The 24,958-nt window shown below is 62.6% G+C and carries 28 protein-coding genes and 1 pseudogene; 17 read left to right on the top strand and 12 right to left on the bottom strand.

Annotation, left to right across the window (positions count from 1 at the left end; translation table 11 throughout):
* The 8 genes and pseudogenes from ACTG4J_RS06830 to ACTG4J_RS06865 all read right to left on the bottom strand — a co-directional run.
* A pseudogene (locus ACTG4J_RS06830) lies at nucleotides 1-301 on the bottom strand (branched-chain amino acid ABC transporter permease); the annotation flags it as partial.
* On the bottom strand, nucleotides 298-1,164 hold the full coding sequence (locus tag ACTG4J_RS06835; protein WP_439138175.1) for a branched-chain amino acid ABC transporter permease: 867 nt from the start codon (nucleotides 1,162-1,164) through the stop codon (nucleotides 298-300). The gene ACTG4J_RS06835 and the pseudogene ACTG4J_RS06830, both read right to left, overlap by 4 nt.
* A gap of 63 nt (nucleotides 1,165-1,227) precedes the next feature.
* A complete protein-coding gene (locus ACTG4J_RS06840; protein WP_439138176.1) occupies nucleotides 1,228-2,436 on the bottom strand; it encodes an amino acid ABC transporter substrate-binding protein in 1,209 nt (402 codons plus the stop codon).
* 374 nt (nucleotides 2,437-2,810) lie between these two features.
* Nucleotides 2,811-3,500, bottom strand: a complete 690-nt coding sequence (locus tag ACTG4J_RS06845) for a fumarylacetoacetate hydrolase family protein (protein ID WP_439138178.1) — start codon at nucleotides 3,498-3,500, stop codon at nucleotides 2,811-2,813.
* 68 nt (nucleotides 3,501-3,568) lie between these two features.
* Nucleotides 3,569-4,417: an ABC transporter permease gene (locus ACTG4J_RS06850; protein ID WP_439138180.1), complete on the bottom strand. Its 849-nt coding sequence runs from the start codon at nucleotides 4,415-4,417 to the stop codon at nucleotides 3,569-3,571.
* Complete coding sequence (locus ACTG4J_RS06855; protein ID WP_439138181.1) at nucleotides 4,414-5,223, bottom strand: ABC transporter ATP-binding protein; 810 nt, start codon at nucleotides 5,221-5,223, stop codon at nucleotides 4,414-4,416. The genes ACTG4J_RS06850 and ACTG4J_RS06855 overlap by 4 nt, the downstream gene beginning before the upstream one ends.
* Nucleotides 5,220-6,236, bottom strand: coding sequence for an ABC transporter substrate-binding protein (locus ACTG4J_RS06860; RefSeq protein ID WP_439138182.1), 1,017 nt, complete (start codon nucleotides 6,234-6,236; stop codon nucleotides 5,220-5,222). The genes ACTG4J_RS06855 and ACTG4J_RS06860 overlap by 4 nt, the downstream gene beginning before the upstream one ends.
* Before the next feature lie 108 nt (nucleotides 6,237-6,344).
* On the bottom strand, nucleotides 6,345-7,292 hold the full coding sequence (locus tag ACTG4J_RS06865; RefSeq protein WP_439138184.1) for a fumarylacetoacetate hydrolase family protein: 948 nt from the start codon (nucleotides 7,290-7,292) through the stop codon (nucleotides 6,345-6,347).
* A gap of 223 nt (nucleotides 7,293-7,515) precedes the next feature.
* Here ACTG4J_RS06865 and ACTG4J_RS06870 point away from each other — a divergent pair, with 223 nt between their 5' ends.
* Nucleotides 7,516-8,193: a GntR family transcriptional regulator gene (locus tag ACTG4J_RS06870; RefSeq protein WP_439138186.1), complete on the top strand. Its 678-nt coding sequence runs from the start codon at nucleotides 7,516-7,518 to the stop codon at nucleotides 8,191-8,193.
* Here ACTG4J_RS06870 and ACTG4J_RS06875 read toward each other — a convergent pair.
* The 3 genes from ACTG4J_RS06875 to ACTG4J_RS06885 form a co-directional block, all read right to left on the bottom strand.
* Complete coding sequence (locus ACTG4J_RS06875) at nucleotides 8,190-9,251, bottom strand: YeeE/YedE family protein (RefSeq protein ID WP_439138187.1); 1,062 nt, start codon at nucleotides 9,249-9,251, stop codon at nucleotides 8,190-8,192. The two genes, ACTG4J_RS06870 and ACTG4J_RS06875, sit on opposite strands and share 4 nt — an antisense overlap.
* 46 nt (nucleotides 9,252-9,297) lie before the next feature.
* Nucleotides 9,298-9,642: an ArsR/SmtB family transcription factor gene (locus ACTG4J_RS06880; protein WP_439138219.1), complete on the bottom strand. Its 345-nt coding sequence runs from the start codon at nucleotides 9,640-9,642 to the stop codon at nucleotides 9,298-9,300.
* Between the two features lie 114 nt (nucleotides 9,643-9,756).
* Complete coding sequence (locus ACTG4J_RS06885) at nucleotides 9,757-10,107, bottom strand: hypothetical protein (protein WP_439138188.1); 351 nt, start codon at nucleotides 10,105-10,107, stop codon at nucleotides 9,757-9,759.
* Between the two features lie 132 nt (nucleotides 10,108-10,239).
* Between ACTG4J_RS06885 and ACTG4J_RS06890 the strand changes: the two genes are divergently transcribed.
* The 14 genes from ACTG4J_RS06890 (at nucleotide 10,240) to ACTG4J_RS06955 (ending at nucleotide 22,997) form a co-directional block, all read left to right on the top strand.
* Nucleotides 10,240-10,980, top strand: coding sequence for a cytochrome c biogenesis CcdA family protein (locus ACTG4J_RS06890; RefSeq protein ID WP_439138189.1), 741 nt, complete (start codon nucleotides 10,240-10,242; stop codon nucleotides 10,978-10,980).
* 40 nt (nucleotides 10,981-11,020) lie between these two features.
* Entirely contained in the window at nucleotides 11,021-11,602 is a 582-nt protein-coding gene (locus tag ACTG4J_RS06895) for a thioredoxin family protein (protein WP_439138191.1), read from the top strand.
* A 110-nt stretch (nucleotides 11,603-11,712) separates the two neighbouring features.
* Nucleotides 11,713-12,192 (top strand): sulfur oxidation c-type cytochrome SoxX, encoded by a 480-nt coding sequence (soxX, locus tag ACTG4J_RS06900; RefSeq protein WP_439138192.1) that lies wholly within the window; start codon nucleotides 11,713-11,715, stop codon nucleotides 12,190-12,192.
* A 41-nt stretch (nucleotides 12,193-12,233) separates the two neighbouring features.
* On the top strand, nucleotides 12,234-12,656 hold the full coding sequence (soxY, locus tag ACTG4J_RS06905) for a thiosulfate oxidation carrier protein SoxY (protein WP_439138194.1): 423 nt from the start codon (nucleotides 12,234-12,236) through the stop codon (nucleotides 12,654-12,656).
* Nucleotides 12,657-12,682: 26 nt separating this feature from the next.
* The gene (gene soxZ / locus ACTG4J_RS06910) at nucleotides 12,683-13,012 is read left to right on the top strand and encodes a thiosulfate oxidation carrier complex protein SoxZ (RefSeq protein WP_439138195.1); all 330 of its coding nucleotides are present in this window, start codon (nucleotides 12,683-12,685) and stop codon (nucleotides 13,010-13,012) included.
* A 49-nt stretch (nucleotides 13,013-13,061) separates the two neighbouring features.
* Nucleotides 13,062-13,928, top strand: a complete 867-nt coding sequence (gene soxA / locus ACTG4J_RS06915; RefSeq protein ID WP_439138197.1) for a sulfur oxidation c-type cytochrome SoxA — start codon at nucleotides 13,062-13,064, stop codon at nucleotides 13,926-13,928.
* Nucleotides 13,929-14,016: 88 nt separating this feature from the next.
* Entirely contained in the window at nucleotides 14,017-15,711 is a 1,695-nt protein-coding gene (gene soxB / locus ACTG4J_RS06920) for a thiosulfohydrolase SoxB (protein WP_439138199.1), read from the top strand.
* Between the two features lie 32 nt (nucleotides 15,712-15,743).
* The gene (gene soxC / locus ACTG4J_RS06925; RefSeq protein WP_439138201.1) at nucleotides 15,744-17,018 is read left to right on the top strand and encodes a sulfite dehydrogenase; all 1,275 of its coding nucleotides are present in this window, start codon (nucleotides 15,744-15,746) and stop codon (nucleotides 17,016-17,018) included.
* A 1-nt stretch (nucleotide 17,019) separates the two neighbouring features.
* On the top strand, nucleotides 17,020-18,093 hold the full coding sequence (locus ACTG4J_RS06930; protein ID WP_439138203.1) for a c-type cytochrome: 1,074 nt from the start codon (nucleotides 17,020-17,022) through the stop codon (nucleotides 18,091-18,093).
* Between the two features lie 47 nt (nucleotides 18,094-18,140).
* Complete coding sequence (locus tag ACTG4J_RS06935) at nucleotides 18,141-18,788, top strand: c-type cytochrome (protein ID WP_439138204.1); 648 nt, start codon at nucleotides 18,141-18,143, stop codon at nucleotides 18,786-18,788.
* An 81-nt stretch (nucleotides 18,789-18,869) separates the two neighbouring features.
* Nucleotides 18,870-20,135, top strand: a complete 1,266-nt coding sequence (locus tag ACTG4J_RS06940; protein WP_439138206.1) for an FCSD flavin-binding domain-containing protein — start codon at nucleotides 18,870-18,872, stop codon at nucleotides 20,133-20,135.
* A 60-nt stretch (nucleotides 20,136-20,195) separates the two neighbouring features.
* The gene (locus ACTG4J_RS06945) at nucleotides 20,196-20,630 is read left to right on the top strand and encodes a DUF302 domain-containing protein (RefSeq protein ID WP_439138208.1); all 435 of its coding nucleotides are present in this window, start codon (nucleotides 20,196-20,198) and stop codon (nucleotides 20,628-20,630) included.
* Nucleotides 20,627-21,862 (top strand): 5-aminolevulinate synthase, encoded by a 1,236-nt coding sequence (gene hemA, locus ACTG4J_RS06950; protein ID WP_439138209.1) that lies wholly within the window; start codon nucleotides 20,627-20,629, stop codon nucleotides 21,860-21,862. Before ACTG4J_RS06945 ends, hemA begins: the two co-directional genes overlap by 4 nt.
* Before the next feature lie 70 nt (nucleotides 21,863-21,932).
* Nucleotides 21,933-22,997, top strand: coding sequence for a YeeE/YedE family protein (locus ACTG4J_RS06955; protein ID WP_439138211.1), 1,065 nt, complete (start codon nucleotides 21,933-21,935; stop codon nucleotides 22,995-22,997).
* Here ACTG4J_RS06955 and ACTG4J_RS06960 read toward each other — a convergent pair.
* On the bottom strand, nucleotides 22,985-23,728 hold the full coding sequence (locus ACTG4J_RS06960; RefSeq protein WP_439138213.1) for an SDR family NAD(P)-dependent oxidoreductase: 744 nt from the start codon (nucleotides 23,726-23,728) through the stop codon (nucleotides 22,985-22,987). The two genes, ACTG4J_RS06955 and ACTG4J_RS06960, sit on opposite strands and share 13 nt — an antisense overlap.
* A 158-nt stretch (nucleotides 23,729-23,886) precedes the next feature.
* Here ACTG4J_RS06960 and ACTG4J_RS06965 point away from each other — a divergent pair, with 158 nt between their 5' ends.
* Nucleotides 23,887-24,207: a hypothetical protein gene (locus ACTG4J_RS06965; RefSeq protein ID WP_439138215.1), complete on the top strand. Its 321-nt coding sequence runs from the start codon at nucleotides 23,887-23,889 to the stop codon at nucleotides 24,205-24,207.
* 1 nt (nucleotide 24,208) lies between these two features.
* Nucleotides 24,209-24,958 (top strand): mannonate dehydratase (gene uxuA, locus ACTG4J_RS06970; protein ID WP_439138217.1); only part of this gene is annotated, 750 nt, incomplete at its 3' end.

A 24,958-nucleotide genomic window follows, 5' to 3' on the forward strand; every position in this document is an offset into this window, starting at 1 on the left:
TGCCCACAAGGGCAGCCAAGATGCCCCCCAAGGCGGCGGCGATCAGCGGCAGCATCCAGAAGGGCAGCGTCTGGAACCCAAGCCCCGTGACGAAGGTGCCGACGCCGAAAAACGCTGCCGTGGCCAGCGAGATGTAATGCGTGGGCCCCGAGAACAGCGCCCATGATGTCGCCAGCACGACGAACATCGCCATGGTGGTGGCCATGCTCAGCCAATAGGGGCTGGCCATCATCGGCACGAAAGCCGCCACGAAAAGCAATAAGGCCCAAGGAATGACTTTTCCGATTTCCTGCGCGCTCATGTCGGTTTCTTCCCGAACAAGCCCTGCGGGCGGAACAGCAAGATGCCCAGAAACAGCACATAGGCCGCCGCCAGCGTCAGGCCCGGATCGATCAGCCGCGCCACCGCGGTTTCGCAGATGCCCAAGATCATGGCCGCCACGATGGTGCCGCGAATATCGCCCACCCCGCCCATGATCACGATGATCAGCGCCTTCATGGTGAACAAGACACCGACCGAGGCGTCGAGCGTGAAGAACATCGAAATCAGCGCGCCGCCGACCGCCGTCACGGCCCCGCCCAAGGCAAAAGCCTGTGCCGAGGCGGCCCGCGTGTCGATGCCCACCAGCCGGGCCGAGGCGGGATTGACCGCCAGCGCCCGCAGCCGCAGGCCCGCGCGCGTATAGCTCAGCCATAGCCACAGCCCCAGACCGATGATCGCCGCCAGCACAAAGGCCACCAGCCTGTTCTGTCCATAGGATGAACCAAAAATATCAACGGGTTGCGATAGGTAGGCGTAGTTGAAATAGCCGCCACCAAACAGCGCTGTCATGATGCCAACCAGCGCGAATGACATGCCGAAGGTCGCAAGGATGCTGTCGACCTCAAGCGCGCCGCGGCTCTTGGCGCGGCTGACCAGCGGTTGCAGCATGATACGATAGATCAGCCAATTCACTGCGAACGCGATGGGGGCCACCAGAATAAGCGCCGCCACCGGGCTGACCTGCGCCGCCGTGTAGGCCCAAAAGGCCGCGAACCCGCCCGCCACCAGCAACTCGCCATTGGCAAGGTTCATGATGCGCGCGACACCGTATTGCAGGTTCAGCCCCAGCGCGATGAGGGCATAGGTGCCCCCCAGCAAAAGGCCGGTGATCAAGATGAACATGATGCGCCCTGTTCCCGAAAGACACGGGCGGCGGGCCGCAGCCCACCGCCCGGATCAGGTCAGTTAGTTCCAGCCGTCGAACAGCTGTACGTCGACGGCACCTTCGCGCCCGCGCGCCGAAACACCGCGGAAGACGCCGTTTTGCCACTGGCCGACGGTCCAATAACGCTCGTTGTCGTTGTTTTCGTTGAACGACACGGGGCCAAGGATTGTCTCGTAGCTGTTGGCACGATCTTGCAGATGCGCCAGCACCGCCGCGCGGTCGGCCGAGCCGACAGCCTCGATCGCCTGACCCAGCACTTCGAGCGTGGCATAGGTGGTCGCCGAGGCCCAGAAATCGGGGCCTTGCCCTGCCAGTTCGGTATGCGCTGCGGCAAAGGCTTGGAAAGCCGGATCATCGGCATTCACGCCGCCCATGCCCAACACGCCCTCGATCTGTTCGCCAAAGCGGCCCGCATAGGCGGGAAAGGCGGTGGCGACGGCGGTGAAAAAGACGCTGGGGGCAAATCCCTGCACGATGGCCTGATCGGTCAACGCGAAAGTGTCGCCGGGATAAGACCACGCGATGAAGGCGTCAGCCTCGGCCGATTTGGCACCGTCGATCACGGGGGCCAGATCCTGCGTCCCGAGCGGGTAGGAGGACTCATAGACGATCTCGAACCCCGCCGCTTCCAGCACGTCGCGCGAAATGCCAGCCATCTCGATACCGAAGGCGTCGGCCACGTTGACCAATGCCACGCGGTTGCCGATCGAGCCCGCTTCGCGCAGATCCACCAGAATCTTTGCCGTATCCTCGGCCATCACGCTGGTGCGGCCCAAAAGGAAAAACATGTTGGGGAACTGAGCGGCCAATTCGGGCTGCTGGTTCGTCACGGCGGTGCCGGTGATCTGCGGATAGCCCAGCTGGGCAAAGATCGGTGCGGCGGCAAGGTTCAACCCCGTCGAGTACGGCGCGACCATGAAATCGACCTGATCTTGGGTGGCCAGACGCTGGGCGGCTTGAATCGCCTGCTGCGGGTTGGTCTGGTCATCATACTCGACCAGTTCGATCATTGCCTTGCCACCGGCGAGCTGCAGACCGCCTGCATCATTGGTCTGTTGCACCCAAAGCCGCACGGCGGGCCAATGGGTGACAGCCGCACCACCGGCCAACGGGCCTGACTGCGGCGCGGCGGCGCCAAGGCGAATCGTATCTTGGGCCGATGCGGCGCCAAGGCCTGCAACGGCCAGCGCGATAGCGGCTGTCGCGGTCATAAGTGTTCTGCGGAACATGTTTCCCTCCCGATCTGGGGTATGCGCGGTGCAATTGCATGCAACGGCCGGCCCCGGTTCCCTTTCGTGCTCGCTTTGGCGAGGGGCGAATTTGGCAGCCGCCCCTTTAAATATTACCTTTGCGATGTTTGCCGTCCTCCACGGCAAACCACAGCTACTTTCTTGGCTGTATACATTCCGATATTCAAGTGCTCTGTGTGTCGGGCACCAATTTTAAACTCAAGGTTGTGCCGCGCGCCGGGGCAAGCGGTGGCGCAGGGGCTTTCGCGGGCGATTTTCGTGCGTCGCATCGGCGGGTGCCGATGCATTGGGCCGCACAAAAAGAAAGCCGCGCAGAGGCGCGGCTTTCGGGGCTTTGGCCGATCGTGTCGGCGTCAAACGACCTTGACCTTCAGATCACCCACGCCTGCGACATGGCCTTCCATCAGGTCGCCGCGCACCACCGGCCCGACGCCCGCGGGTGTGCCCGTCATGATGACATCGCCGGGTTCCAGCTCGAAGAAGCGCGACAAGATCGCGATCATCTCGGGCACTTTCCAGATCATCTGGTTCAAATCGCCTTCTTGCTGAAGCGCACCATTGACCTTGAGCCAGACAGCACCTTGATCGGGGTGGCCGATCTGGGAGGCGGGCACCAGTGGCGTGCAGGGGGCCGATCGCTCGAAAGCCTTGCCGATCTCCCATGGGCGGCCGAGTTTCTTGGCCTCGCCCTGCAGATCGCGCCGCGTCATGTCGAGGCCGACGGCATAGCCAAAGACATGGTCAAGCGCGGTCTCGACAGTGATGTCCTTGCCGCCCTTGTCCAGCGCCACGACCAGTTCGATCTCGTAATGCACATCGTCCGTTTCAACGGGGTATGGGAAATCGCCGAAGATGATGTTGTCGGGATTTTTCTGGAAGAAGAAGGGCGGCTCCTTGTTGGGATCATGTCCCATCTCGATGGCATGGGCGGCATAGTTGCGACCGATGCAATAGACCCGGCGCACGGGAAATGTCTTGTCCGATCCCGCGACGGGAAAGCGTGTCACCGCGGCTGGCGGGAAGAGATCGTTACCTTGTGTCATGGCTTGTGTTTCCTTGGTGGCTTGTTTGTCGCGCAGATGCCCTGTCGTGCGGGGCAGGGCAACCGCGATCAGCTTTCGGTCAGGGTGCTTGCCTTGTGCCAGAACACGAAACGGCGCTGCGCCCAGACGACGCTCATGAAGATCGCGAGGCCGATCACGCTGAGGTAGATGATCAAGGCGAAAACCCGCGCCGTATCGAGATTGGTCGAGGCCACCCGGATCAGGTCGCCAAAACCGCGTCCGCCGCCAAGGAACTCGCCCGTGATCGCACCCGCCATGACGCCGACCGAGCCGATCTTCAGGCCGGTGAAGAAATGCGGCATGCCGGTGGGAAGCTTCATCTTGACCAGCGTCTGCAGCCGCGTGGCGCCCATGGTCTTGAACAGCATCCGCGCATTCTCATCGGCCGCGTGCAGCCCCGCCGCCGTGCCCACGATGATCGGAAAGGTCGCGATGAAGGTCGCCAGCGCCACCTTGCTTTCGATGCCGAACCCCAGCCACGCGATGAAAAGCGGCGCAAAGGCCACCTTGGGCATGGTGTCGAGCGCCACGAGATAGGGCATCACCGCGCGTTCGCCAAAGGTCGTTTCGCCCACCAAAACGCCCAGCGAGAAACCGATCGCCGTGGCCAGCACGAAAGCATAGGCGACAGTCTTGAGCGTCACCCAAAGCGGCGTGAGCATATAGCCGCCGGTCAACAGGTTGTTGCCCACGAAAACCAGCTCTTCGGCCGTATCCATCGGCGAGGGCAGCAAGATCGGCGAGACCAGACCCGTCAAATGCGTGATCTGCCACAGCGCCATGAAAATCACGAAGATCGCCGTCATCGCGACCCAGCGCGGCACCTTGTCGAACCACGAGACATTCTCGACCCAGACCGTGCTGGGCGCGGCGCTGTCTTGATCCATCAGCGTCATGTGAAGGCTCCTTCGTCCAGATGCGACCGGATACGGTCCACCAATGCGCCGAATTGCGGCGTCGTCATCATCTCCAGCGTCCTTGGGCGTGGGAGGTCGATCACCACCTCTTCGACGAAACGGCCGGGCCGGGGTGACATGACATAGACGACATCCGACAAGATCACCGCCTCTTGGATGGAGTGAGTGACGAGAAAGGCCGTGGCGTTGCGTTCGCGGCAGATGCGCTGCAATTCCATGTTCATGAAATCGCGGGTCAATTCGTCGAGCGCGCTGAATGGCTCGTCGAGCAAAAGCACGGAAGGTTCCGAAACCAGCATCCGGCAGATCGCCGCGCGCTGGGCCATGCCGCCCGACAATTCGTTCGGATAGGCCTGTTCGAAGCCGTTCAGCCCGGCCATCGACAACAGGTCGCGCGCCCGGCCATGGGCGGCTTGCGCGGCTTTCTTGCCGTCGCGTATCTCGATGGGCAGCACGATGTTTTCCAGCACGGTGCGCCATGGAAATAGCGTCGCTTGCTGGAACATCATCCCGATATCGTCGCGCGGCCCCATGACGGGCCGCCCTTCGAGCATGACGCTGCCCGACGAGGGGGGCGTCAGCCCCGCCATGATCTTGAGCAGCGTGGACTTGCCGCATCCGCTTGCCCCGATGACCGACGAAAAGCTGCCCTCCGCCAAGGTCAGGTTCACATCGTCAAGCGCGTGCACGCCGCGCCTGGCATAGAATTTGTTTACGCCCCGAAGGACGTAGACCGGCCGCGCATGTTGTGCGGCCGGATCATTTTTTTGTGCCGCGTTGCTCACGGCAGCGTGTTCCAGGCTTCGACGAAGGCGTTGGTGTAGATTGCCGAAAGATCGGCAAGCGGCGCGCTCAGATCGCCGGCAGAGACAAGGCTGTCATGCCACGCCTGCCAATGCTCGGGCGTATTGTAGCCCCAGCCCAGTTCGGGATTATGCGGCACGCCCTTCGCCAAAACCGCGTCGAGCAGCGCATTGGCAAAGCCGCGATCCTCGATCTCTTGCGGGTTGCCCACGGCGAGGTGGTCGAGCACGCGATCGCGATTGGCCGGATCACGGGTGAAAATGGTCGCACGCACAAGTGCGCGGCCAAAGCCTTCGACGATCTCGGGATTCTCGTTCACATAAGAGGTCAGTGCCGCATAGCCGTTGCCGAAGAGCGTATCGAACTTTTCGGGGGTGATGTCGCGCATCGGCAAGCCGCGATAGGTGATGATGGCGCGGTCGGCCAACGAGCCGACATAGGCCACGATATCCCCGCGCTGCAGGCCGGCTGTCGCCGGGCCACCGTCACCCACCGGGATGAAGGTGTAATCGGCCGGTTCGCTCATGCCGAAATCGCTCAGGATCGCGCGGGCAAAGCCCACTTCTGCGCCATCCGCAGTCCCGACGCCGATGACCGTGCCGCGCAGGTCTTCGGGCGACTGGATCGCGCTGCCTTCGGGTACGAGAATACCGAAGGAGCTACGCGGCAGCGAGTTGTAGAGAAAGGTCACCTCGACGCCGCGCGAGTTGGCCATGATGACCGGTGCGGGGCCGGGGCGACCGAAATCGGCCTGACCTGCAGCCAAGGCCTGCAGGATCGACGATGAGCCGTTCACGGCTTGCGTGGTAACGGACAGACCTTCATCGGCAAAATAACCCTCGCCGATCGCAACATGCACCGGGTACGAGTTGATGGCCGAGGGGCTGGGGGATACGAAAGTGATATTCGTGTCCTGAGCCACCGCAGCGATCGGCAGCAGCGCCATAGACGCCGCGAGGATTCCGCCTCGCGTCAGTTTTGCCAAGCTCTTCATGGTTGCAGTCCTCCCTGATGATGAGAATATCCCGGCGGAAATGTCTCCTCCCATATCCGTCCGAGCCTTGACTGACCGGCTCTGGCACGAGCCGGTCAATGCCGTAGCCTAGGCCGAGGCTTTTTCCTCGGTCGCCGCGTATTTCCCGCTGGACTGCGGGGGCAGGGGTGAAAGCCCTTGCGAAGTGCGTTCAAGCCGCGTGTCGCGCGGCCATGTGCGGTGCAGATCGTCACGCACCTTGATGCTCAGCCGTCCCAGATGGGTGCATTCCAGCGTGATCGTGTCATCGTTCTGGATACTGCTCAGGCCACGGTGATTAGTGCCGGTGGCCAGAATATCGCCCGGCTCCAAGGTATGGATCGCGCTGGCCCACGAGATGCATCGCGCGATATTGTGGGCCATGTCGCTGGCGTGGAAATCCTGTTTCAGAACGCCGTTCACCCATAGTTTCAGGGCGATGTCATAGGGATCGGCGATCTCGTCGGCGGTCACGATCCACGGGCCGGTGGGCGCGAATGTCTCGCGCGATTTGCCCTGGAAGAACACGTTGCGATCCGGCGGCAGGCCGCGTGCCGAGCCATCGAGGAAATTCATGTAACCGAAGATATGGCCCATCGCATCCGCCTCCGAGACATTGGCGGCGCGTTTGCCGATGATCACCGCGAATTCCGCCTCGCATTCGAAATTGGATGCGGGCGCATCGGGCAAGATCATCGTGTCGCCCGGACCGATGACGGCATTGGAGACTTTGTGAAAGGCGTTGATCGGCGGCGGGGCGGGCAAGGTGCCGTCTTCCATGTAGTTGGTGGCCATGCACACGATATTGCGCGGGCGCGGCAGGGGCGCGCGGATGTGGATCGACGACAGCGCCACACCGGCCGCGCGCGCCGCATGCGCCGAGATCTTGTCGCGGTATGCATCGAATTCGGCGATCAGCGCCGCCATCAAATCCTCGCGCTTGAGATGCGGCAGGTCGCTGACCAGCGCCGTGATATCCACCCCCTCGTCACCGCGCAGAACGAAGAGCTGATAATCGTTTCCGTAAAATAAGCGCATGCGCTGCCCCCCTCTGGCTTGCAAAATATGATTCTATTTTGTTTGAAATTCAGAATTGTCGAAAATCTAAGAGTCAGCAAATGTTTTTCGATAGATTCTCATTGTTTTTGCGATGATCGAAAACAAAGGTGCCATCACGGGCGAGCGCTTGCCTGATCGTGCCAGATGCCTTAGCTGCAACGCGTCTTGCCCCAACCGTTGGGTTCGTAAAGGAAAAACGTCGATGACAGACAAGATGCAGTCGCTTGGAATTTCGGTTTTTCACGCGATCAAGGGCGACATACTTGCCGCTGTTCTAGAGCCCGGAGAAAAGCTGGGTCTCAAGATGCTGTCCGAGCGTTACGCCTGTGGCACCTCGCCGATCCGCGAGGCCCTCAACCAGCTGACGGTCGAAGGTTGGGTTGCACGGATCGACAAGCGCGGCTTTTTCGTGTCGGAAACCTCGGCTGATGATTTCGCCGATGTGCTGCACAACCGCTGTCTGCTCGAAAGCGCGGCGCTGCGGCTGTCGATCGAAAAGGGCGATGCCGCATGGGAGGAGCAGGTGCTTGTCACCCATTTCCGCATGTCCGCGATCGAGCGCAACGCCGCCGATCTGCCCGGTTCGGCGGCCTCGGCATGGGAAACGGCGCATCGTCGGTTTCATGCGGCCCTGATCTCGGCCTGTGGCTCGAAGATCTTGTTGGAGAATTGCGAGCGGCTTTACGATCTGAACATCCGCTACCGCGTTCTTGCCCGCCACAAGGCGCAGATCGCGCGCAACGTGAATGACGAGCATGATCGGATCAAGGATCTGACGCTCAAGCGTGATGCCGATGGCGCGGTTGCGGCGCTGGTGGGCCATTATGTGGCGACGGGCGATTTCTTGTTTCCGGCCGCGGACAGCCGGCAGGGCAACTAGGCCTGCCGCGCAAGGCCGACCCCTTCGATCAGGTGACGCAGCCCAAGCCAGCCACCCAGCCAAATCATCCCCGCCACCACCGGGGCGTGTATCGTGAAAAGCGACAGTGCGCCCAGCCCTTGGCCGACCGAACAGCCCGCCGCCAGCACCGCGCCGACCCCCATCAGCACCGCGCCGCCCATCTGACGTTTTAGTTCGCGCGGGTCATCGCAGGCCTCCCAGCGGAACCCGTCGCGCCAGAGCGTGCCGATGAAGGCGCCGATCACCACCCCCGCGACCGAACCGATTGCGAAATCCGGCTCCAACCCCGAGGAAAACATCGTGTAGCGGATCGTATCGCCGACAGAGGCGGTGAAGGTGTGCGATTGCACCGCCCATGGTTCGAACCCGCTTGCCGCCACCAAGGCGGTGCCCACAAAGCCCGAGGTGATGGCGAGGCCCGCCACGCAAGCCCAGAGGATCTCGGTCAGGCGAGCGGCACGGAAAAGCGCCACCACGGCCGCGCCCGCAAGGCACAGGCCGACAAGCCCCGCAAAAATCCCAACCGGAATGCCAAGCGAGGCACCGATCATATGTGCCAGACCTTGTTCCGTCACCGGGTTGGGGTCGATGGGAAACAGCCTTGCGCGCAAGGCCGCCAAAGGCCCGGACAGCGTTACATAGGCCGCGATCCCCATCACGATCGAGATCACCATGGCGCGCAGATCGCCGCCGCCCAAACGTGCCAGCATGCCGTAGCCGCAATTGCCCGCATGCGCCATGCCATAGCCAAACAGCAGCCCGCCAAGCGCTGCACCGACAAGGCTGTAATCATTGCGCAGATAGATCGTGTCGCTCAACCGGATCAGCCCGGCCGCGTCAGCCCCGAAGTTGCCCAAGATCGCCACGCCCAAGGCAAGCGCCCACATCCAAAGCCGCGCACGATCATTGCCGTAATGGGCATCCTCGATCATGCCAAGGGTGCAGAACCGCCCCAAGCGGGCGGCAAGGCCGAGCGCAACACCACCGGCAAGGCCGATCAAGGCGATCAGCCAGGATTCGTCGATATAGGCGAGCATGTTCCCTCCCTTGCACCGGACACGGGCACCGGTCTGTCGGCGCGGGTCAGGTGCAGAACAACTCGTAGACGCGTTCGATGATCATGCGCGCGCGGTCATCTGTCAAACTGTAATAGATCTGCTTGCCCTCGCGGCGCGCGGATACCAGCCCCTCGAGCCTGAGGCGCGAAAGCTGTTGCGACACAGCCGCTTGGCGTGAGGCCAACATGTTCTCGATCTCGGTGACCGATTTCTCGCCATTGGCCAGCGAGCACAGGATCATCAACCGCCCCTCATGGCTGATCGCCTTGAGAAAATCGGATGCTGTCTGCGCGTTATCGCGCAGCCGACGCCATGTGGCCTCGTCGATTTGTTCGTCGATCCGGGGCAGGATCGAGGCGGTGTCATCCATATCTTCGTCCGATGCGGCGGCCGAAAGGTCATGTTGAAGGTTCATCACAGGCTCCCTCGATGCGGGAAATCGCGCAAACTTTGGCAAATTTCAACAAAAAAGCGGTCATCCTCATCAGCCGCCCACCGGATCGCTTGCCCAATCGGCGTTCCCCTGGCTGAGCAAACGCCCCAGCAGGCCCCAAAAGAAATCCTCGCCCGGGTAGCCCTCGATGCGGCTGATCTCTTGGCCGTCGCGGGTCAAGATGAAGGTGGGCGTAAAGACGGGGCGACGGGTCAGTTCCAGGTCATCGGGCAGGGCGCGCAGATCGACCACCCGCAGCGGCGCAAATCGGCCTTCCGGGGTGATCGGATATTCCGGGCCGACATCGGCGTGCCAGCGGATGCAATAGACGCAGCCGCGCTGCTCGACCATTACCAATTCCCAGCCGGTCTGTGCCGGTGCGGGGCTTGCATGCAACGTCATGGCGCAGAACATCGCACCAATCAGGGTAACAACCCATCGGCGAGCGCGATCTTGCAGATGCAACGTTGACGAAACTTTCATGACATCATTAATATGAATTCTTGAATGTGATGTCCACGGCGAGGCAGGGCGATGTTCGATATTTCGATGACGGGTGCCTTTTTTGCCGGTCTGTTATCATTTCTCTCACCCTGCATCCTGCCGATGGTGCCCTTTTACCTCAGCTATCTTGGCGGAATGAGCGCCGCCGAGTTGGCGCAGGGCGGGGCGGTCACGCGCGCCACGCGGATGCGCGCGGTGCTGGGTGCATCGGTTTTCGCGGCCGGTGTCTTGACCGTTTTCGTGGCGCTCGGCGCTTCGGCCTCGGTCTTTGGTCAGGTTTTGCGCGATTGGTTCGATGTGCTGCGCTATATCGCGGCGGCGTTGATCATCGCTATGGGCCTGCATTTTCTGGGTGTTATCCGTATCGGCTTTCTCAATCGCTCGTTGCGCGCCGAACCGGGCGATACCGCTAATCTTGGTCTTGGTGGCGCCTATCTGATCGGCTTGGCCTTTGCTTTTGGCTGGACGCCTTGCGTGGGCCCTGTGCTGGCCGCGATCTTGTTCATGGCGGGCACGACCGACACGGCGGGGCAGGGGATGGCGCTGCTGACCGCCTACGGGGTGGGGATGACGCTGCCTTTCGTGCTGGCGGCGGGCTTCGTCGGGCCTTTCATGAAGTTGATGGGGCGGTTCCGGCGGCATCTGGGCAAGATCGAGAAAATCATGGGCGGCGCGCTGATCGTGTTTGGCGTTTTGATCGCGACCAATGCGCTTTTGTATATCGGTGAATGGATGATCAACGAGTTCGCGGTGTTCCAGACCATCGGGTAGGGCCACCATCACAGCCATGGGCAGGAGGAGGCCCAACGCCATGTTCACACGACTGACAGGATGGATCGCAGCCGCAGCCTTTGCGCTGGTCACCCCCGCGCTGGCCGAGATCGGCGATGACGGGTTGCACATCGCGCCTTGGCTCAATGACAGCTTTCTCGACCTGCGCGAGGATCTGGCCGATGCCAATGCCCAAGGCCGCAGGTTGGCCGTGATCATCGAACAGCGCGGCTGCATCTATTGCTCGAAAATGCATGAAGAGGTCTGGATCGTCCCAGACATCTTGCAGATGCTCGAGGAGGATTTCTATTTCGTGCGTATCAACATGCACGGCTCGACCGAGGTGACCGATTTCGACGGCGAGATGATGGAAGAGCGCCAGATCGCCCGGCGCTGGCGCAATCTGTTCACGCCGACGATTTTGTTCTTCCCCGAAGATGTGCCCGAGGATGTCACGGGAATCGAGGCCGCCGCCGTCGTCATGCCCGGTGCATTCGGCCGCTGGACAACCTTCAACATGCTCAACTGGGTCTTGGAAAAAGGCTATGATGGCGAGGAAGATTTCCAACGATATCATGCCCGTATGTTCGCACAGCAAGCGGCGGCAGGGGCGGTCGATTGAGCGGTTATAGGGCTCACATGCAGAAAATCAAATGTGTTGTTGCAATCATTGCGCGAGTAAGTCTACGGTATACCACGGCCTACTGACTCGGCCAAAGGGAGGGAATCGAAGTGAAGCGCCAGATCATGCTGGCGGCAGGGCTCATGCTCGCCGCAACCAGCCTTCAAGCCGATGTTATTGCCCCAAATGATGTGGTGGCGAATGAATACGGTGAAATCGCAATGTCCTTGACGGGCCAGCCGGGCAACCCCCAACGCGGCGCCGAAATCATGGTCAGCCGGGGTGCCGGCAACTGCCTTGCTTGCCATCAGGTCGGAGCCTTGGCTGAATTTCCGTGGCACGGCGAAGTCGGCCCGCCGCTCGACGGTGTCGGCGCGCGCTGGGACGAGGCGGGGCTACGCGGGCTCATGGTCAATGCCGACACGATGTTCCCGGACTCGATCATGCCCTCCTTCTACCGCATCTCGGGCTATACCCGTCCGGGCGATGCCTTTACCGGCCGCGCGGCGCAAGGTGAGCTTTCACCGCTTCTGGCGGCACAAGACATCGAGGATGTCGTCGCCTATCTGATGACCCTGACCGACTACTGAGCCGGTCGGTTTTCGTACAAGATTTCAAGGAGAATAGTCTCATGACCCAGACCCGCAGGCAGTTCGTCGGCAACGGTTTGGCGGTTGCGGCGGCCTTTTTCGGCCTGCCTCACATCGCCAATGCCGCCACGCTGGAAGAAGCCATCAACGCCTTCACCGGCGGCGCCAGCGCCGCCTCGGATGGTATCACGCTGATCGCGCCCGAGATCGCCGAGAACGGCAACACCGTTCCGATCGAAGTCGATGCGCCCGGCGCCGCCGCCGTCATGCTGATCGCCGCAGGCAACCCCAACCCGGATGTCTGCACCGTCAATTTCGGCCCCGCGGCCGGTTCGCACATGGTGTCGACCCGCGTGCGCCTTGCTGGCGAACAAGAGGTCATCGCCATCGCGCGCATGCCCGACGGTAGCTTCAAGCAGGCGCGCCAGAATGTGCGCGTGACCATCGGCGGCTGCGGCGGCTGAACCAGTTAGGACAAGGAGAAAAGACAATGGCAGAGAATGTTGTTCCCCGCGTCCGCGTTCCGCGTGATGCATCCGCCGGCGATAGCGTGTCGGTGCGTACCTTGATCAGCCACCCGATGGAAAGCGGCATGCGCCGTGGCAGCGATGGCAATCTGGTTCCGCGCCAGATCATCAATCGCTTCACCTGCGAATTCAACGGCGCGATGGTGATCGATGTCGAGATCCATCCCGGCGTGGCGACGAACCCATATTTCCAGTTCGACGCCAAGGTGGATCAAAGCGGCAGCTTCGCATTCACTTGGTATGATGATGACGGCTCGGTCTACACCGAGACGGCAGACATCGCGGTCGCGTGACGGCGGCGACAAGACCAGACCTAGCCGTCGCAAGGGAGGATTGACGACCATGACTAGAAAAACGCTTCTTGGTGGCGTCGCGGCGGCAGGGCTTGCCGTCGGGGTGGCTGGGGTCGGCTTTGCCGATATCCGGACGGGTGACAGCCTCGTGATCAATGGCGAAATCGCCATGATCACAGAGGCGCCCGCACCTGAGTTTTTGCAAGATCGTGTCAGCACGATCTACTCGGGGTGGGTGTTCCGCACGGATGAAACCCGTGCGATGCAGACAGATGATTTCGACAACCCGGCCATGCTCTATACCGAGCAGGGTCTGACGGCCTTTGAGACCGTCATGGGCACCGAAGGCAACAGCTGCGCCACCTGTCACGAGAATGCCGAAAGCCTTGCCGGTGTTCGTGCCACCTATCCCAAGTGGGATGCGGAGCATGGCGCGGTGCAGACGGTCGAAATGCAGATCATCGAATGCCAGACCGAGCGTATGGGCATGGCCGAACCCTATGGGTATGACAGCCAAGCCATGCGCAACATGGCCTCGCTGATCGCATCGGTCAGCCGCGGCCAGACGATCAATGTCGCCATCGACGGCCCCGTGGCCGAGACATGGGAACTTGGTGAAGAGATCTACTACACCAAATTCGGTCAGCTCGAACTCAGCTGTGCGGATTGCCACGAAAACAACTATGGCAACCTGATCCGTGCCGACCATCTGAGCCAGGGCCAGATCAACGGCTTCCCGACCTATCGCCTGAAGAACGCCAATGTGAACTCGGTTCATGGCCGCTTCCGCGGCTGTATCCGCGACACGCGCGGCGAAACCTTTTCGGTGGGTAGCCCGGAATTCGTGGCGCTCGAGCTTTACGTCGCCTCGCGCGGCAATGGCTTGACGGTCGAAGGACCGTCGGTGCGCAACTAAACCCTCGCGGCAACCGCCCCGGACACATTCCGGGGCGGTGTCTGCAAAAATACATTCAGTTTTTGGAATAACATCAGAGGTTGCACCCATGATTTCGCGTCGCCATTTCGTGCAGGCCGCCTTGGCCACATCGGCCCTTTACGGTGCCTCGGGCTTTGGCAATTGGGCGCGGCTGGCTGCGCAGCAAACGCTGAGCCAAGACGATCTGATCGGCACGGGCGGTCCGGGCAACGTGACCTTGATCCATATCACCGACATGCATGCGCAGACCCAGCCGATCTATTTCCGCGAGCCGGAATTCAACATCGGCGTGGGCATCCATGCGGGCCAGCCACCGCATCTGGTGGGCGAAGAATTCCGCGCACGTTTCGGCGTCACGCAAGGTTCAGCGATGGATTACGCGCTGACCTACACCGATTTCGAAGCAATGGCGCGCGGCTATGGCCGCATGGGCGGGCTTGACCGCATTTCGACCGTGGTCAAGGCGATCCGCGCACAGGCCCCCCACGCGCTGTTGCTCGATGGTGGCGATACATGGCAGGGTTCGCTGCCTAGCTTGCGCACACGCGGCATGGATATGGTCCAGCTGATGAACGCGCTCGGCGTCGAGGCGATGACCTCGCATTGGGAGTTCACGCTTGGTTCGGACCGGGTGAACGAATTGATCGAAAGCCATGTCAACCCGGCCTTCCTCGGGGCCAATATCTTCGACGTGGAATGGGACGAGCCGGTCTATGACGATTACAAGATCTTCGAGCGCAATGGCACCGCCATCGGCGTGATCGGTCAGGCCTTTCCCTATATGCCCATCGCCAACCCCGGTTGGATGTTCCCCGAGTTGAGTTTCGGTTTGCGCCGCGATCGGATCGCCGAGGTGGTGCAAGAGGTCCGTGACGCGGGCGCCGAGGTCGTGGTTCTTCTCTCCCACAACGGCTTCGACGTGGATCGTCAATTCGCCCGCGATATTCCGGGCATCGATGTGATCCTCACGGGCCATACCCATGACGCGCTGCCCGAACCGGTGCAGGTCGGCAATACCTTCCTGATTGCGAGTGGCAGCCATGGCAAATTCGTCAGCCGTGTCGATCTCGAGGTCGAGAATGGCGCGATGAAGGGGATCAGCCACCGCTTGATCCCGATTTTCTCGGATGTGATCGCGCCCGACCCGGAAATGACCGCCTTGGTCACCGAGACCCGCGCACCCTATGCCGCAGAAATGTCCGAGGTGATCGGCCAGTCGGGATCGCTTTTGTTCCGGCGCGGCAACTTCAACGGTACTTGGGATGATGTGATTTGTGATGCCCTGATTTCCCAGCGTGATGCGCAGATTGCGCTTTCACCGGGCTTCCGCTGGGGCGCTGCCGTGCTTCCCGGCCAAGACATCACCCGCGAGGATATCTACAACGTCACCGCCATGACCTATCCCAATGCCTACCGGATGGAGATGTCGGGCGAGACGCTGCACACGATCATGGAAGATGTGGCCGCCAACATCTTCAACCCCGATGCATATTACCAACAGGGCGGCGATATGGTGCGGGTGGGTGGCCTTGGCTACCGCATCGACACCATGAAACCACAGGGCAGCCGGATCACCGAAATGACGCTGTTGTCCACGGGCGAAAAGCTGGTTGCCGATCAGAATTACGTCGTGGCCGGCTGGGCCAGCGTGAACGAAGGCACCGAAGGCCCGCCGATCTGGGATGTGGTCGAAAATCATATCCGCGCCCAAGGCACAGTGACCCTTGAACCCAACAACACCGTCGACGTGGTGGGCGGCTGAGGCCGCACCCGGAACAAAAGAGGTATCGAAACATGACCGACACCCCCAGACATACCCCTTCGCGCCGCCAGTTCCTTGCCGGTGCCGCCGTCGCGACGGGGGCGGCCGCAACGGGCAAGCTGGTGCATGCCCAAGCCGCAGGCCCCGATCCGCTGATCACCGAATTGCAGCCTTGGCAGCAATATCTGGGCGATGGCGTCGATGCGCGCCCGTACGGCGTGCCGTCCAAGCACGAGGCGCATGTGGTGCGCCGCAACGTGCCGTGGCTGACCGCCGACAGCGTCAGCTCGATCAACTTCACACCGCTCCACGAGCTTGAGGGGATCATCACCCCCAATGGTCTGTGCTTCGAGCGTCACCATTCGGGCGTAGCCGATATCGCATGGGCCGATCACCGGCTGATGATCAACGGTCTGGTCGATACCCAGATGGTCTTCACCATGGATGATCTCATGCGCTTCCCGCGTGAGAACCGGACCTATTTCCTTGAATGTGCGGCGAATACCGGCATGGAATGGCGCGGCGCGCAGCTCAACGGCTGCCAGTTCACCCATGGCATGATCCATAACGTCATCTATACCGGCGTGCCCTTGCGGCTGCTGCTGGAAGAGGCGGGTGTCAAGACCGCTGGCACTTGGCTTTTGGCCGAAGGGGCCGATGCGAGCGGCATGACGCGTTCGATCCCGATGGAAAAGGCGCTCGATGACTGCCTTGTCGCCACCCATATGAACGGCGAGCGGTTGCGCGCCGAACAGGGGTATCCCGTGCGCCTCGTCGTTCCGGGCTGGGAAGGCAATATGTGGGTCAAGTGGCTCCGCCGCCTCGAGATCGGCGATGCGCCTTGGCACCACCGCGAAGAAACCTCGAAATACACCGACCTTCTGGGCGACGGTCAGGCGCGCCGCTTTACATGGGAGATGGACGCCAAATCCGTCATCACCAACCCCAGCCCGCAGGCGCCGATCACCCATGGACCGGGGCCGACCGTTTTGACCGGCGTCGCATGGTCGGGTCGCGGCACCATTCCGCGCGTCGATGTGACCATTGATGGCGGCATCACCTGGCATCAGGCGCGGATGTCGGGCCCCAGCTTGGACAAGTCGATGCACCGTTTCTACTACGAGTTCGACTGGGATGGCAGCCCGCTGCTGATCCAGAGCCGGGCGCATGACAGCACCGGCTATGTTCAGCCGACCAAGGACCAGCTGCGCGCCGTGCGCGGGACCAATTCGATCTACCACAACAACGGCATCCAAACTTGGGCCATCAATGAAGCAGGCGAGGCTGAAAATGTTGAAATCGGCTAAGATGATTAAGACACTTACCCTGTCCACGACAATCGTCGCGCTTGGTGCAAGTTTCGCCTTTGCCGAAACCCCGGCCCCCGCGCGCGAAGGCGGCTTTGGTCTGGGGCGTGCAGCCCTTCCCGAGGAAGTCGCGGCATGGGATATCGACATTCGCCCCGATGGTTTGGGCTTGCCGGTCGGGTCCGGCGACGTCTACACGGGCGAAGAGCTTTACATCGACAATTGCGCCGCCTGTCACGGCGATTTCGGCGAGGCGGTCGGCCGCTGGCCGGTATTGGCCGGTGGGCGCGGCACGCTTGATGGCGAAGACCCGCACAAGACGATTGGTTCCTACTGGCCCTATCTGTCCACCGTGTGGGATTATGTCCATCGCGCCATGCCTTATGGCGCGGCGCAATCGCTCAGCGATGACGAGGTCTATGCGATCACCGCTTACCTGATGTATCTCAATGACATGGTCGATGATGACTTCGTATTGTCGAACGAGAACTTCCTCGAGATGCCGATGGACAATCAGCAGGCCTTCTTCATGGATAACCGGGCCGAGACCGAATACGCGGTCTTTTCCGGCGAGCCTTGCATGACGAATTGCGCGACAAGCGTGTCGATCACGGCGCGCGCCACCGTGTTGTCGGTGACGCCCGAGGCCGAGGCCGATACCTCTGCTGCCGCAACTCCGGCCGTGGCCGAAGAAGCCGCACCTGCCGCAGCCGTGGTCGAGGCCGCCGCACCCGCAGGCCCCGATCCGGCGCTGGTCGCCGCAGGCGAGGGGCTGTTTCGTCAATGTGCCTCGTGCCACCAGATCGGCGAAGGGGCGGTCAACCGCACCGGCCCGCAGCTCAACAATACCTTCGGCGCAGCGGTCGGCAGCCATGATGGTTTCCGCTACTCGCCTGCCTTTCAGCAAGCGGGTGAAAGCGGGATGGTCTGGAACGACGAGACGCTGACCGCTTTCTTGCTTGATCCGCGCGGCTATATCCAAGGTAACCGGATGGCCTTCCGCGGGCTGCGCTCGGAAGAGGACGCCGCCGCCATGGTCGCCTATATCCGCGCTGTTGGGGGCGAGGCAAAATGACGTCAGCGCGCGCATTTATCGGCGCGCTGGTTTTGGCAACTTCGGCGATGACGTCCTCCCCGTCATTCGCCGAAGGGGACCCGGCACAGGGCGAGGCACTTTATCGCCCGTGCCGGGCGTGCCATATGATCGGCGATGGGGCGGTCCATCGTGTTGGCCCCCATCTCAACGAGATCGTCGATCGGCTGATCGGCGCGGTCCCCGGTTACGAATTTTCAGATGACCTGGCCGCCGCCGGGGTCGAGGGGCGCGTGTGGGACACCGCCGCGCTGGACCGCTTCATGGCCGCGCCGCGCGACTATTTTCCCCGCACGCGGATGGTGTTTCGCGGCGTGCGCGACGAGCAGGACCGCAAGGATCTGATCGCCTATATGCTGGCCGAAGGCGGGCGCAGCGATGGGGCCGTCATGGACCCCGCCGATGTCGCCGTCGACCCCGAGATCGCCACGATCCTCGCCATTGCGGGCGATGTGCCCTACGGCGAATACCTGTCATCGGAATGCACCGCCTGTCACCGCGACAGTGGCGGCTCGGACATCCCCACGATCCGGGGTCTTGCACCCTCGGCTTTCATTGCGGGCATGGTTGATTATCGTAGCGGAACACGCGAACATCAGGTGATGAATACGGTGGCACGCAGGCTCGGCGATGAAGAGCTGGCCGCACTTGCCGCCTATTTCGCGCGTACCGAGTAACGCATCGGTGCCCACGGGGCAGCGCCACCGGACCGGCGCTTGGAAGAGAAGCCCGCTAAAGGGCGAAAAAGGGAGAAAGACATGACCATGAACAGACGCGCCTTTTTGGGCACATCCGCCGCGCTGACGGCGGCACTCGCCACGCCCATGATCGCCCGCGCGCAGGCCACGCCCCGCGTTGTCGTCGTCGGCGGCGGCTCGGGTGGGGCCACGGCTGCGCGCTACATCGCACGCGATGGCGCCGGCGCCATCGACGTCACGCTGATCGAACCCCAGCGGGTCTATCACACCTGCTATTTCGGCAATCTCTATCTGGGCGGCTTCTTCGATTATGACGATCTGGGCCATAGCTATGATGGTCTTGCCGCCAATTACGGGATCAACGTGGTCCATGATTGGGCCGTGGGTGTCGACCGCGACGCCAAGACCGTGTCCTTGGCAAGCGGCGCAAGCGTGCCTTACGACCGCTTGGTCCTCAGCCCCGGCATCGATTTCGTCGATGGCAGCGTGCCCGGCTGGTCGGTTTCTGCGCAGGGTCGCATGCCCCATGCCTACAAGGGTGGCACTCAGGTCGAATTGCTGCGCGCCCAGATCGCGGCGATGCCGCAGGGCGGCACCTTCGCCATGGTCGCACCGCCCAACCCCTATCGCTGCCCGCCCGGCCCCTATGAGCGGATCTCGATGGTGGCCCATTACCTGCGTGAGAATAACCCGACCGCCAAGATCTTGCTGGTCGACCCCAAGGAAAGCTTCTCCAAGCAGGGGCTCTTCGAGGATGGCTGGAACCGCCACTATTCGGGCATGGTCACCCGCATCGGTCCCGATATGGGTGGCGCGGCGATCGAGGTCGATCCGGCAGCGATGACCGTCACCATCGACGGCGTCGCCGAAAAGGTCGATGTCTGCAACGTCATCCCTGGACAGCGTGCAGGCCAGATCGCCTTCGCCGCAGGGATCACCGATGGCAATTGGGCGCCCGTCTCGGCCTATGACATGACCAGCAAGGTCGACCCCAACATCACCGTCTTGGGCGATGCGGCGGCACAGGGCGCGATGCCCAAGTCGGGCTTCTCGGCCAATAGCCAAGCCAAGGTTGCGGCCAACGCGATCGTCGCGGCACTCACTGGCTCGCGGGCCTTCCCGGCGCGGTATTCGAATACCTGCTGGTCGCTGCTTGATACCGATGACGGCATCAAGGTCGGCGCCACCTACGAGGCATCCGATACCGGCATCGTCAGCATCGACAGCTTCGTCAGCCAAGTGGGCGAAACCGGCGATGTGCGCGCGGCCACCTATCGCGAAAGCCTTGATTGGTACCGCGCGATCACCAGCGACATGTTCGTTTGAACTTAGTGGCCGGGGGCGGGCGTTTCGCCCCCGGCACCCTCGTTACCGGAGGCGGCACCCATGCTACGAAACCTTGCTCTTGGCCTGACGTTGGCCGCAATGCCGCAGATCGCGGCCGCACAAGACGCCATCACCTATCCCTTCGATGGCAGTTTCGAGGATGCGAGTTTCGCCATCGAGAACGCGATCATCGGGCGGGGCCTCGTGATCGACTATACCAGCCATGTCGGTGATATGCTCAACCGCACCGCGGCCGATATGGGCTCGGATGTCATGATTTTCGATAATGCGCAGATCTTTCTCTTCTGTTCGGCCGCCGTGTCGCGCCGGGTGATGGAGGCCGATCCGATGAACATCATGCATTGCCCCTATGGGATTTTCGTGGCCGACAGGGAGGGTGAGGTCATGATCGGCCATCGCGATTACCCCGATGGGCCGATGCAAGAGGTCGAGGCGCTGCTTGACGCCATCATTCTCGAGGCGACAGCACAGTGACCGATCAAAACCGCTATGACCGCTTCTTCAGCGACGAACTCGATGCGCTGAAGCAGGCCGGCAATTACCGCTATTTCGCCGATCTCGAACGCCGCCGGGGCCAGTTTCCGGCAGCCCTCAATCGCCATGCGGGCGGGGCGCGCGATATCACCGTGTGGTGTTCGAATGACTATCTCGGCATGGGCCAGCATCCGGATGTCTTGGCGGCGATGCATGCAGCCATCGACGCGATGGGCGCGGGCGCGGGCGGCACGCGCAATATTTCCGGCACGACGCATGCCCATGTGACGCTCGAGGCCGAATTGGCGGATCTTCACGACAAAGAGGCGGCACTGGTCTTTACCTCGGGCTATGTCTCGAACTGGGCAAGCCTTGGTACATTGGCCGCGCGCCTGCCGGGTTGTGTCGTTCTGTCGGATGCGGGCAATCACGCCTCGATGATCGAAGGCATCCGCCATTCCCGCGCCGAGCGTGTGATATGGAAACATAATGATCTGAATGATCTGGAAGAAAAACTTAAAGCGATATCCGAAGATCGCCCCAAGATCGTCGCCTTTGAATCGGTCTATTCGATGGATGGCGACATCGCCCCCATCGCGGCCATTTGCGATCTGGCGGAACGCTATGGCGCCATGACCTATCTCGACGAGGTGCATGCCGTCGGCCTTTACGGCCCGCGCGGCGGTGGTATCGCGGAACGCGAAGGGTTGATGGGCCGGATCGATGTGATCCAAGGGACGCTGGGCAAGGCTTACGGCGTGGTTGGTGGCTATATCGCAGGCAAGGCCGTGATGGTCGATTTCGTGCGCAGCTTCGCCTCCGGTTTCATCTTCACCACGGCCCTGCCGCCCGCGGTCGCTGCGGGGGCTGCGGCGGCGGTGCGCCATCTCAAGGCCAGCAACGCCGAGCGCACCGCCCATCAGGCCCGTGTCGCCGAGGTGCGCGCCCGCCTTGACGCCCAAGGCATCCCGCATCTGGCCAATGACAGCCACATCATCCCCGTGATGGTGGGTGATCCGGTGAAATGCCGCTGGATTTCCGACCAGCTGATGGCACGCCACGGCATCTATATCCAGCCGATCAACTATCCGACCGTGCCCAAGGGGACCGAGCGGTTGCGCATCACGCCATCGCCCGTCCATTCAGAGGCCGATATCGCCCATCTTGTCGGCGCGCTTGGCGATTTGTGGTCGCAATGTCGGCTGGCCCGCCAGCCCTTGGCGGCGCAGTAGGCGCTTGATCCAAGTCAACGCGCCCGACGATTGCGCGGCCTAGGTCACTGGCCAAACGGGGGGAGGCGCCATGTTGGAAGATGTGCTGATCGCGCGGGGCGAGCCGCTTGTGCTGGCAGTGGCCGGTGGCCTGACCGGGCTTGTTTTCGGATGGGCGGCGCAACGCTCGCGGTTCTGCCTGCGCGCGGCCACGGCCGAAGTGGCAGGGGGGCAGCTTGGCCCGAAACTCGCCATTTGGCTTGTCGCTTTTTTCGCAGCATTGATGTTGACGCAGGCAGGCATCGCGCTTGGGCTTTTCGATGTATCGAGTACGCGGCAATTGGCGGCCGAAGGGTCGGTTTCGGGCGCGCTGATCGGCGGGCTGATGTTTGGGGTCGGCATGATCCTGGCGCGGGGGTGCGCCTCGCGGCTATTGGTCTTGTCGGCCACGGGCAACCTAAGGGCGCTGATCACCGGGCTGGTTGTCACGCTGGTGGCGCAAGCGGCCTACACAGGGGCGCTGGCCCCTGCGCGCGAGGCGATCAGCGCGCTTTGGACCGTGCCCGGGGGCGCCGGGCGCAGCATGCTTGACACGCTCGGCCTTGGGAGTGGCATGGCGGCGGGCCTGTCGGCGCTGGCGCTGGTGGCGGCGCTGCTCTTTGGCTTGCGGCGCGGCTTGGGCAAGGGCGTGATGCTTGGTGCCGGGGTCGTCGGGCTGGCCGTCGCAATGGGCTGGGCGCTGACTGCGCTGATCGCTGCCAATAGCTTCGAGATGGTGCCGGTCGCCTCGGTCACTTTCACCGGGCCTGCGACCGATACGTTGATGGCGCTGGTGGCCGAGCGCAGCGTGGCGCTGTCTTTCGGCATCGGTCTGGTGCCGGGGGTGTTCGTGGGCGCAGGCAGCGCCGCCATGATCTTTGGCGAGTGGAAGCTGGAACGCTTCGGCGCCGACACGCCGATGGAGCGCTACCTGATCGGCGCGGTTCTGATGGGCTTTGGCGCGATGCTGGCCGGGGGCTGCGCGGTTGGCGCGGGCGTCTCGGGCGGGGCGGTGTTCTCGACCACCGCGCTGTTGGCGGTGTTTGCCATGTGGGTGGGCGCGATGTCGACCGCGCGCGTGATGGCATGGCGCGCGGGGCTTGCTCAGACGGTGTAGTTCAGCCCCAGCCGCCCGCCATCGACATAGATCGTCTCGCCGGTGACATAGCTGGATTTGGGTGAACACAAAAACGCCACGACGCTGCCGATCTCATCGGCGCTGCCGACCCTGCCGATGGGGGTGCGCGACAGCACGCGCGCCAAGGCCTCGGGGCTGGCATTCACGCCCGCCATCATCTCGGTATCGATAGAGCCGGGGCCGACCGCATTGACCCGGATGCCATGGGGGGCAAGCGCCAGCGATGACGCCTTGGTCAATTGCTGCACCCCCCCCTTGGAGGCGCAATAGGCCGGGATCGCGGGGATCGCCACCACCGCGTTGATCGACGACATGTTGACGATCGCCCCCTTGATGCCGGCTGCGATCATCCCCTTGGCCGCGCGCTGGGTCGCCGCGAAAACGCTGCGCAGGTTCAGCCCGATCACCGCGTCGAAATCGGCCAGATCATAGCTCAGGAAATCGCCCGGTCTGGCGATACCCGCATTGTTCACAAGCGCTGCCACCGGCCCTTCCTCGGCCTCGATCCGGTCGAAGATCGCCAAAAGCGCATCGGTGTCGGCCACATCGCAGATGAAGCCGCGCCCGCCAATCTCTTGGGCGGCATCGGTCACGCTGTCTTTCAGATCGACCAGCATCACGCGGTAGCCATCGGCCGCCAAGGCCCGCCCACAGGCCAAGCCGATGCCCTGCGCGCCGCCCGTTATCATTGCGATGGGGTGGTCTGTCATGTCGTATCCTCCGGCGCTGCGATCTGGCCCGAACCTGCGGCGCGGCGCGCGCGGTGTCAATTCGCAAGCCGCATCTACCCGGCGCGATTGACAGTGCCGCGTGGCAATGCGCAGTCTTCGCCGCGAATGGCGAACCGATCCGGCGGAGGGGGCGGTTGATGGCAGAGCTTGGTGTTACCCTGATCGGCGCGGGCACGGTGGCTGAGGTGGCCGGCATGCCGCAGATCGGCCAGCTTGGCGACCGTCGTCCCAATCATCAGGTCGTCGCCGATGCTGGGCCGTTCAAGGTAGCGGGGGGTCGGTCGCACAGCTTGGCGGCGAAAGCTTTGTTTATGGTCAGACCGCCCGCGGCACGGCCATCACGCGACACGGCTCGGGCCAGGCCGGGATCGGGCTTGGCGTTCACATCCATGTCGCGGTCCACTGGTGCGTTCAACTTGTTTGACACCGAGAGCGGCCTGAGCCTGAGGGTGGATTGAGATGCGCGAGACATGGCGTTGGTTCGGCCCCGCCGATGAGATCACCATCCCCGAGATCATGCAGACTGGCGCGCAGGGTATCGTCTCGGCGCTGCATCATGTGCCGACGGGGGCCGTCTGGTCACCCGATGAGATCGCCCGCCGCAAGGCCGAGATCGAAGGACCGCCCGATGCGCCGTCCGGCCTGACATGGGATGTGGTCGAAAGCCTGCCTGTCTCCGAGGCGATCAAGACCCAGACGGGTGACTGGCGCGCGCATGTGGCGTGCTACCGCCAAAGCCTTCACAATCTGGCCGCGGCGGGGATCAAGGTGATCTGCTACAATTTTATGCCCGTGCTGGATTGGACGCGCACCGATCTGACCCATCCGGTGCCCGGCGGCGGGCGGGCGATGCATTTCGAACTGGCCGATTTCGTGGGCTTCGACCTGTTCACCCTTGCCCGCCCGGGTGCCGTTGACGACTATCCCGATGACCTCCGCGAGGAAGCCGCCTTGGCGCGCAATATCGTGGCAGGGCTGCCCGGCGCGGCGGCGCATTGGGATATTGCCGATCTGCGCACCGCACTTGCCAGCTATGCCGCCATCGATGCCGCGCGGCTGCGCACCCATCTGGCCGATTTCCTGTCCGAGGTTGTGCCGACGGCCGAAGCGCTCGGCCTCAGGCTATGCTGCCACCCCGATGATCCGCCGTTCCCGCTTCTCGGCCTGCCGCGGATCGTTTCGGGCGAAGCGGATTACGTCAGTCTCGTC

Source organism: Roseicyclus sp., from assembly GCF_965662675.1.
Lineage (GTDB): Bacteria > Pseudomonadota > Alphaproteobacteria > Rhodobacterales > Rhodobacteraceae > Roseicyclus.

Bases quoted from the DNA above. Each gene is read 5' to 3' on its own strand.
- ACTG4J_RS06885 (WP_439138188.1), bottom strand. From the start codon at position 10,107: ATGACGTTGCATGCAAGCCCCGCACCGGCACAGACCGGCTGGGAATTG.
- ACTG4J_RS06880 (WP_439138219.1), bottom strand. From the start codon at position 9,642: ATGGATGACACCGCCTCGATCCTGCCCCGGATCGACGAACAAATCGAC.
- ACTG4J_RS06960 (WP_439138213.1), bottom strand. From the start codon at position 23,728: ATGACAGACCACCCCATCGCAATGATAACGGGCGGCGCGCAGGGCATC.
- ACTG4J_RS06940 (WP_439138206.1), top strand. From the start codon at position 18,870: ATGACCATGAACAGACGCGCCTTTTTGGGCACATCCGCCGCGCTGACG.
- ACTG4J_RS06955 (WP_439138211.1), top strand. From the start codon at position 21,933: ATGTTGGAAGATGTGCTGATCGCGCGGGGCGAGCCGCTTGTGCTGGCA.
- ACTG4J_RS06835 (WP_439138175.1), bottom strand. From the start codon at position 1,164: ATGTTCATCTTGATCACCGGCCTTTTGCTGGGGGGCACCTATGCCCTC.
- ACTG4J_RS06945 (WP_439138208.1), top strand. From the start codon at position 20,196: ATGCTACGAAACCTTGCTCTTGGCCTGACGTTGGCCGCAATGCCGCAG.
- ACTG4J_RS06860 (WP_439138182.1), bottom strand. From the start codon at position 6,236: ATGAAGAGCTTGGCAAAACTGACGCGAGGCGGAATCCTCGCGGCGTCT.
- ACTG4J_RS06965 (WP_439138215.1), top strand. From the start codon at position 23,887: ATGGCAGAGCTTGGTGTTACCCTGATCGGCGCGGGCACGGTGGCTGAG.
- ACTG4J_RS06875 (WP_439138187.1), bottom strand. From the start codon at position 9,251: ATGCTCGCCTATATCGACGAATCCTGGCTGATCGCCTTGATCGGCCTT.
- soxB (WP_439138199.1), top strand. From the start codon at position 14,017: ATGATTTCGCGTCGCCATTTCGTGCAGGCCGCCTTGGCCACATCGGCC.
- ACTG4J_RS06935 (WP_439138204.1), top strand. From the start codon at position 18,141: ATGACGTCCTCCCCGTCATTCGCCGAAGGGGACCCGGCACAGGGCGAG.
- ACTG4J_RS06870 (WP_439138186.1), top strand. From the start codon at position 7,516: ATGACAGACAAGATGCAGTCGCTTGGAATTTCGGTTTTTCACGCGATC.
- ACTG4J_RS06895 (WP_439138191.1), top strand. From the start codon at position 11,021: ATGTTCACACGACTGACAGGATGGATCGCAGCCGCAGCCTTTGCGCTG.
- ACTG4J_RS06930 (WP_439138203.1), top strand. From the start codon at position 17,020: ATGATTAAGACACTTACCCTGTCCACGACAATCGTCGCGCTTGGTGCA.
- ACTG4J_RS06840 (WP_439138176.1), bottom strand. From the start codon at position 2,436: ATGTTCCGCAGAACACTTATGACCGCGACAGCCGCTATCGCGCTGGCC.
- soxY (WP_439138194.1), top strand. From the start codon at position 12,234: ATGACCCAGACCCGCAGGCAGTTCGTCGGCAACGGTTTGGCGGTTGCG.
- ACTG4J_RS06850 (WP_439138180.1), bottom strand. From the start codon at position 4,417: ATGACGCTGATGGATCAAGACAGCGCCGCGCCCAGCACGGTCTGGGTC.
- soxZ (WP_439138195.1), top strand. From the start codon at position 12,683: ATGGCAGAGAATGTTGTTCCCCGCGTCCGCGTTCCGCGTGATGCATCC.
- ACTG4J_RS06845 (WP_439138178.1), bottom strand. From the start codon at position 3,500: ATGACACAAGGTAACGATCTCTTCCCGCCAGCCGCGGTGACACGCTTT.
- soxC (WP_439138201.1), top strand. From the start codon at position 15,744: ATGACCGACACCCCCAGACATACCCCTTCGCGCCGCCAGTTCCTTGCC.
- ACTG4J_RS06865 (WP_439138184.1), bottom strand. From the start codon at position 7,292: ATGCGCTTATTTTACGGAAACGATTATCAGCTCTTCGTTCTGCGCGGT.
- ACTG4J_RS06890 (WP_439138189.1), top strand. From the start codon at position 10,240: ATGTTCGATATTTCGATGACGGGTGCCTTTTTTGCCGGTCTGTTATCA.
- soxA (WP_439138197.1), top strand. From the start codon at position 13,062: ATGACTAGAAAAACGCTTCTTGGTGGCGTCGCGGCGGCAGGGCTTGCC.